Source organism: Mesorhizobium sp. M2A.F.Ca.ET.037.01.1.1 (assembly GCF_003998075.1).
Lineage (GTDB): Bacteria > Pseudomonadota > Alphaproteobacteria > Rhizobiales > Rhizobiaceae > Mesorhizobium.
Window position 1 is genome coordinate 1 of sequence record NZ_RZSA01000298.1, and the last position, 6621, is coordinate 6621.

Sequence of the window (6621 nt, forward strand, 5' to 3'; positions counted from 1 at the left end):
TTCCTGCGCCGCGCCCGCAATCTCGGCTTCTCCATCGACGACTGCCGCCAGTTGATGGCGCTCTACAAGGACCGCGACCGCGCCAGCCACGACGTGCGCGAGATCGCCGCCGCCCATGTCAGGGCGATCGAGGAAAAGGTACGCGAATTGCAGTCGATGCGCTCGACGCTGCAAAAGCTGATCCACGCCTGCCATGGCGATGACCGGCCGGACTGCCCGATCCTGGACGACATGGCGGGCGCGGCCTGAGGTCCGAGGTCCGTCAGCGCTTCCAGAAATCGCGGTGCGGGGCGAGTAGCTCCTCCGCGATTTCGGGGAAAGGACCAAAGACTTCGATCTTCTTCTGGCCGGAAGCGAAAACGGTGCGCGAGGCGAGGTTCATCGTCGGATTCTCCTCGTGATCGCCGGTGAGCGCCAGCAGATCGGTTTCCTCGAAGCCGTAGACCAGCCGCCCGATATTCGCCCAATACATGGTGCCGGCGCACATCGCGCAGGGCTCGCCGGTCGTGACCAGCGTGCATTGCCACAGGAACTCCGGCTCATAGGCGGCCGCAGCGCGGCGGGCGAGCTCGGTCTCGGCATGGCGCACCGTATCGAGATTGCCCTGCCGCATCAAAACGCGATCGCCCGGTCCGACCAGCACGGAACCGAAAGGATGATGCCCATGCGACGCCGCCTCGCGCGCGACGGCGTCGGCGGAGCGCAGGTGTGCGAGCATCTGATCACGGGTCATGGGAACACCTCTCATGGCGAGATTGCTGCCAAGGGAACATGATTAGCAAGAACTTCTCTTCGCTTGCGCCGCCATTTCGAGTGAGCGCTTGCAAGGACCCCTATCCATCCGGGCGTTGGGGTTTCGTCACGCTGGCTTTTGTCCATCTTCGCCGCCATCATGGGCCATTGGGCATCCAGGAAGATATCGAACGCGTCGAGCAGCACATCCGCGAGATTGAACAGCGGATAGAGCGCCAGCGCGGGGTGATCACCCAAGCCGAGGAAAGCGTCTTGCCGACGGACGGCCCGCGCAACTTCCTGTGGTTCCTGAAGGAAGCGCGGAGCCTAAGCCGGGATCACCTCGCCAGGCTTCTGGCGGACTAATTTCGGGCGAAGGATTCGCAGTAACGGTGTGGCAGCCTTCATCCCCAAGGGCTGGCCCGCAAACCCGTTAGCCATACAATGCGCGACAGTCCGCAGGTGCGTCTGCTCGGCTTTCCCAACCATAATCGCAAAGGACGCTAGTTGGCCCGAATGCGATAGTCGCGAAGTGCCACTACAAGCTGGAAGCGTTCTCTCGCAGCCATCGAAGAAAGGGCCGCATTGTGCCGACCGCCAACGCCTCTACAAGTGCGGCGCCTGCCGTTCGCCGCCAAGGAACAGTTTCCCGCGTCGCGAGTTTCTAGAGCTAGGCGGACGCGCGTCCCGATTTGAAGGCGGCCATTGTGATGCACCAGAGCGAAGACACCAAAAAGCTTGCTAAGGAAGTCTATGAGCGGGAATGGAAAAGCCTGGTCCGCATCAAGGAAACTCAGGAACTCATAGAGACCAACCGCCGGCTCACAGAGAGGTCCCGCGAACTGTCAGCCATGCTCTTGGCAGGGCTGGCAACCGGATTTGAGATCCAAGAGTAATCGCCCCGCCCACGGCGATTGTATATTTGACAGACCCAGGCGTTTACGTAACAGAGTTACAACGTCGCGAATAGGCCGGCCTGCCCTTCCATAAGGCGGGCCATTCGCGTTATAACTTAGTCCTTGCTTGGGGGGACAACTATGTTTTCTAGGGATGTGCAGTTCAGTCTAATGCTTACGGTTGCGGTGGGTGTCGCAGCAATCATATGCGTTCTCTTATATCAGAAATACAAGTACAGGCCGCTACTCGTCATTCGCTTGTTTGTTCTGATTCTTGTGGCAACGCTTTCGTTGGAATTGCAGATGGTCATCCATTTTAGCAAGCCAATGGCTGCCGCAACCCAGCCCCACACCAGCGGATGAATGCGGCACTCGCGTTTTCGTCTGTGAAAAGCGGGTAGGACAACCCATGAGAGTCGTCGCGCCCATCCAAATCGACTAATATTTGATTCGGTCTACTCCAGACCGGCCACAGGACCCGCCCTGAACCCGGCGGGGCGCGATCCTGCGTTCCGGTCAACCGGGGATTATCCCGGTGGAGGACAAACACATGAGCCTATCATGTGCGTGGCCTAAGGCGGTGTACGTCACCTTCTACGTACGTATCCGCAACGGACGTCTGGAATTCGTCCGAGAGCATTGCAGGAGCTATCCGTCCCGCTAAGGCGGAAACACTCCCAAGGAACTGGCCCCGCTTTGGCGGGGTCTTTTTTTGACCATCGAATCTTGGCTGATTTGCCCGGCCATTGCAATTTGTTTCGTAACCGTTTCGGTTACTTTTGGGTTTATGTGCCAGCTAGCACATACCGCGCCGCTCGCCCCACCAGCCAAACCAAGAGAGCAAACCCAAATTGGAGCATGATATCGACCGGATGGTTCCGTGATCTCGTCATGCTCCCCGCCCACGGCGATTATATATTTTACAGACCCAAATTCCGATCTAGGGCCGAATAAGCCGGCGATACGCCCTCTCGTAATAAGACGTGGGGAACGGTCGGGGAAACTCGGGATGGCTCGTCCAATTACGGACAAACCCTGGCACGTACCAAAACCCTTCAGCGACCCAGCGCTCTAGCGTTTGGCTTCCATCGTGAGCCCGGCAATAGTCCTCCATGGCCTTGGACAACCGGTCGAACGATTGGACGTCCCAAATCATGTTGGCGGATCGTAATCAGGAATGACCCATCACCCGCTTCGAACTCGTTCCTTAGCGTCTGTAAGTCCATGCGCTGCCCTCTGCCATCGGCAGAGCCTATCAGATCGACCCAGCCCCAAACTAGCGGATGAATGCGTTCTCCCGGCTACTGACAGCAAGTCCCTACGGGCAATCCTAGCGCCCAGAAAACAAGCACACTGATGACTGCCGCAGTCGCCCCCAAGACGTAACCCATCCAAAGTTTTGGAGGCGGCCCGTTCATCCACCGGATTAGGCGCCCTAGCTGGTCCCTCACGGCTTCTGATCCTTGTCCTTTTCTGATGGCTTGGGCGGCGGCGCTTTTGCCACCTTCCTGATTGCCGCGTTCAACGGCTCTTCGGAATCGACGGTTTCGATTTCGCGCGCCAGTTCGCGGAACTTCTCTACTTGACTCTTTTTGACCTTGGCATCGTTATTCATGGATGCACCTCATCTATATCGATGACTCTCAAGACAGACCGGCAAACGTATTCTCGGCCATCGCCATTCCCCATCGCCAATGGAATGACGCCTTCACTTACATTAAGCAATGGCGCAATCATCTGCGGAATGTACACGGCATCCCACTTGGATACGAGCTTCATTCGACGAACTTCCTGTCCGGTCGAGGCAGCGACGGACGACTGGCTCATTTGAGCCGTCATACCCGCGCTCAGATCTTCCACAAGCATTTTGCCGTCATCGAATACATGAAGAAGTGGGGCATTCGCGTTTTCAATGTCTGCAACAGAGACGACGATCAGTTTAGAGCGTTCGAGCGGCTGCTAAACCGCATAAACCGAACGATGGTCGCCTGGGATTCATACGCTCACCTCATTTGCGACGAGGGGAAGGAGCACCAGTACGTTTCAATGGTTCGCAGAATGCGTGTCCATAACCCCATTCCGAGCAACCAAATTTTCTGGGAAGATGGCGAATATACGAGAAACATTCCTATCGAACGCATCATCGAAGACCCGCAGTTCAAAAGCTCTCAGAAAAGCTATTTCATTCAGACCGCAGACATTCTCGCTTACGGGCTGCTGCGCCGCGAAGTGCCGACGCCAAAGGCACGGAAACGACGCATCCACAATTCGTTTGAACAACTGAACCATGTCCTAACTCGTGAATGCAGCCGGACCGATCCTTTGGGCATAATTAGATAGACGAAGGGCGGCATCGATTTCTCGATTCCGCCCTTAAGCAGGACTTACCCCGGCTTCTACCACCGGCTCAGTCGAGCAGCATCAATATAAAGAAAAATGTTAACGGTTTCAATAGTTTAAGCTATTTTACGTTAACCCATTGATAACAGACTCATTTTTTACGGTGATACCGTTTCGTTTTCCACAGGGGTAGCTGCAATTGCACCGGCTTGCGGTAGTGGTCCTGCTTAGATTTCAACAGGTCTGCGATAGGTCAGGCGCTTACCCTTTGCACCGCGCAAGGCGATCAGCGACCGCACGTTGTCGTCGATGCCCATGGCAACGCGGTTCGAATAGCGGAAGTCGAACTCCGCCAGATAGCGGTGCAGATGGTGTTCGGCGCAATGCTGGTAACCGCCCTTCATGCCGCGCTTGAAGATCGAGAAATAGCCTTCGATGGTGTTGGTGTGGATGTTGCCGCGAACGTATTCGTCCTTGGAATGCGTGACGAATTCATGCGAGGCGAAATCCTGGCCGGCGCGGCGATAGATGCCGCTTTCGTCGGTCATCAACGCGCTTTCGCGGGCGATGTTGGCGCGGACAATAGGCATGACGTTGCCCATGCGGGCGGTATCGACATGGAAGGAACGAGCCTTGCCGCCGCGCTCGACCAGCGTGACGACCGTGTTCTTGTGAGCCGCGCCCTTGCTAACCGGGACGCCTGCCAGACGGCCAATATAGGTTTCGTCCACTTCAACGAACTTGCCAGCACCGCCGATGGGCGTGAGGTCATCCGAGCGCATGGCTTCACGGATGCGGTGGCAGAGGAACCAAGCCGTCTTGTAGGTGATTTCCAAAGCGCGGTGCAGTTGATGGGCCGAAACGCCCTTCTTGCTGGCGCACATGGCATGCAAAGCCTGAAGCCAGATATGCAGCGGCAGCTTGGACTCCTCGAAGATCGTGCCCATGCGGACGGTGAACTTCTTGCGGCAATCCGAGCACTTGTAGAGGCCATGGATTTCGAGGCCGTGCGGGTTCTTCTTGGAAGGCTTCGTGCGACCACCCTTCAATGCGTAGTGCTTTTCCATCGAACCGCAATGGAAGCAAACCGGACCCTGCGGCCACAGCATGCCCTCGACGTGCTCGAAGGCGGCGGCTTCGTCGTGGAAGTAGGGGCGGGACAGAACGGACATAACGATAACTCCTTGTATTCGTTATCGCATATGCGTTTGGGTCTGTCAAATATATAATCGCCCCGCCCACAGGGGTTCAAACCGTGAACAAAATCTGGCATGGTGCCCCCCATGCCCATCGTTTCCCCGATTCCCCTCAACCCCTTGATCGACGGCCGCCAGTCGGAGCGCGCCATGCTGGTGCGGCGTGGCGTGCAGCGGCTGCTCCGCGAAATGGGCGCGCATGTGCTGCCGGAGCTGTCTTTGGCCACCGGCCGGCGCGCCGATCTCGTCGCGCTGACCAGGCAGGGCGACATCTGGATCATCGAGATCAAATCCTCGATCGAGGATTTTCGCGTCGACCGCAAATGGCCCGATTACCGGCTGCATTCCGACCGCTTCTTCTTCGCCACCCATCCCGGCGTTCCGGCTGACATCTTTCCCGAGGAATGCGGCTTCATCCTTTCCGACGGCTATGGCGCGGAGATCCTGCGCGATGCGCCGGAGCACCGTATGGCGGCGGCGACGCGCAAGGCGCTGATGCTGCGGATCGCGCGGGCGGGCGCCGCGCGGCTGCTGGCAGCCGAGCTCGCCGGCGTCGCGGTGCCGGCGCTGGACGGCGAGAGCGAATAGGCTCCTCCCGAGGTTGGAGGCCGGCGTCTTGCCATCGACGTCCGGCGTCGAGCCAGGGCGCGCAAACTGACCCCTTGCGTGCGGCCGACAAGAATTTTCGTCTCGCACCGATGATTTCCGCCGATCTCGATTGTCTTCACCTACAGGCGCGTCCGGGTGGCCGGCGGCCTGAAAAGAGGTGATCACATGAAACCGTTGCAAAATCAGAATGTCGTCGTGGTCGGAGGCAGCCGGGGAGTCGGCCGCGCGATCGTGGAAGCCGCGCTTGGCGCGGGAGCGACCGTGCTTGCCGTCGCCCGCGGCGCCGCCGACCTGAAGCAGCTTGCCTGGGAACGGCCGGGCTTGAAGACCCTCAGCATGGACGCGACGGCGGAAGCCGCGCCGCAAGCGGTTTTCAATGCGCTGGCACCCGACGTGCTGGTGGTCTGCGCGGGGGCGCTCGCCGCCGCCGCGCCGATCCAGGAGCAGAGCTGGGAAGTCTTCTCGGCGAATTGGGAAATGGACGTCAAGGCATCGTTCCTGTTCTGCCGCGAAGCCCTCAAAGGTCGGCTGAAGCCCGGAGCCCGCGTGCTGCTGATTGCCAGCGGCGCCGCCATCACCGGCGGCCCGCCGAATTCAGGCGGCTATGCCGGCGCCAAGCGCATGCAGATATTTCTGGCCGGCCATTGCCAGAAGGAATCGGACAAGCTCGGCCTCGGCCTGCGCTTCATGGCGCTTTCGCCGGCCCGCATCATGCCGGGCACCGGGGTCGGCGATCGCGGCATCGACAGCATTGCCGCCTATATGGGCATCCGCCCGGCCGACTTCCTTGCCAGCTTGAGCGACATGCAGACGCCGGACGATGTCGGACGGGCGGATGCCCATATAGG

Annotated in this window: 9 protein-coding genes; 6 read left to right on the plus strand and 3 right to left on the minus strand. The window is 59.0% G+C overall.

The genetic code is table 11. The features are described from left to right. Positions 1–249, plus strand: a 249-nt coding sequence (locus EOA27_RS16440; protein ID WP_148669961.1) for a MerR family DNA-binding protein, incomplete at its 5' end; no start/stop codon positions are given. 13 nt (positions 250–262) lie between these two features. On the opposite strand, the gene EOA27_RS16445 is transcribed toward EOA27_RS16440, so the two are convergent. Beyond that, positions 263–733 carry a nucleoside deaminase gene (locus tag EOA27_RS16445; RefSeq protein ID WP_127256695.1) on the minus strand — a complete coding sequence of 157 codons (471 nt, stop codon included), beginning with the start codon at positions 731–733 and terminating at the stop codon, positions 263–265. Positions 734–900: 167 nt separating this feature from the next. Between EOA27_RS16445 and EOA27_RS16450 the strand changes: the two genes are divergently transcribed. After that, complete coding sequence (locus EOA27_RS16450; protein WP_127256697.1) at positions 901–1098, plus strand: hypothetical protein; 198 nt, start codon at positions 901–903, stop codon at positions 1096–1098. 326 nt (positions 1099–1424) lie between these two features. Beyond that, entirely contained in the window at positions 1425–1628 is a 204-nt protein-coding gene (locus tag EOA27_RS16455) for a hypothetical protein (RefSeq protein ID WP_127256699.1), read from the plus strand. Positions 1629–3075: 1447 nt separating this feature from the next. Here the strand turns inward: EOA27_RS16455 and EOA27_RS40730 are convergent. Then, positions 3076–3243 (minus strand): hypothetical protein, encoded by a 168-nt coding sequence (locus EOA27_RS40730; RefSeq protein ID WP_189354272.1) that lies wholly within the window; start codon positions 3241–3243, stop codon positions 3076–3078. A gap of 2 nt (positions 3244–3245) precedes the next feature. On the opposite strand from EOA27_RS40730, the gene EOA27_RS16460 reads away from it, so the two are divergent. Then, a complete protein-coding gene (locus tag EOA27_RS16460) occupies positions 3246–3968 on the plus strand; it encodes a DUF3800 domain-containing protein (protein ID WP_127256701.1) in 723 nt (240 codons plus the stop codon). A 227-nt stretch (positions 3969–4195) separates the two neighbouring features. Here the strand turns inward: EOA27_RS16460 and EOA27_RS16465 are convergent, their stop codons facing one another. Continuing rightward, on the minus strand, positions 4196–5140 hold the full coding sequence (locus tag EOA27_RS16465; RefSeq protein WP_127256703.1) for an IS1595 family transposase: 945 nt from the start codon (positions 5138–5140) through the stop codon (positions 4196–4198). 111 nt (positions 5141–5251) lie between these two features. Between EOA27_RS16465 and EOA27_RS16470 the strand changes: the two genes are divergently transcribed. Beyond that, positions 5252–5752 carry an MmcB family DNA repair protein gene (locus EOA27_RS16470; protein WP_042645842.1) on the plus strand — a complete coding sequence of 167 codons (501 nt, stop codon included), beginning with the start codon at positions 5252–5254 and terminating at the stop codon, positions 5750–5752. Between the two features lie 186 nt (positions 5753–5938). Next, on the plus strand, positions 5939–6621 hold a 683-nt coding region (locus EOA27_RS16475), incomplete at its 3' end, for an SDR family oxidoreductase (protein ID WP_145970375.1).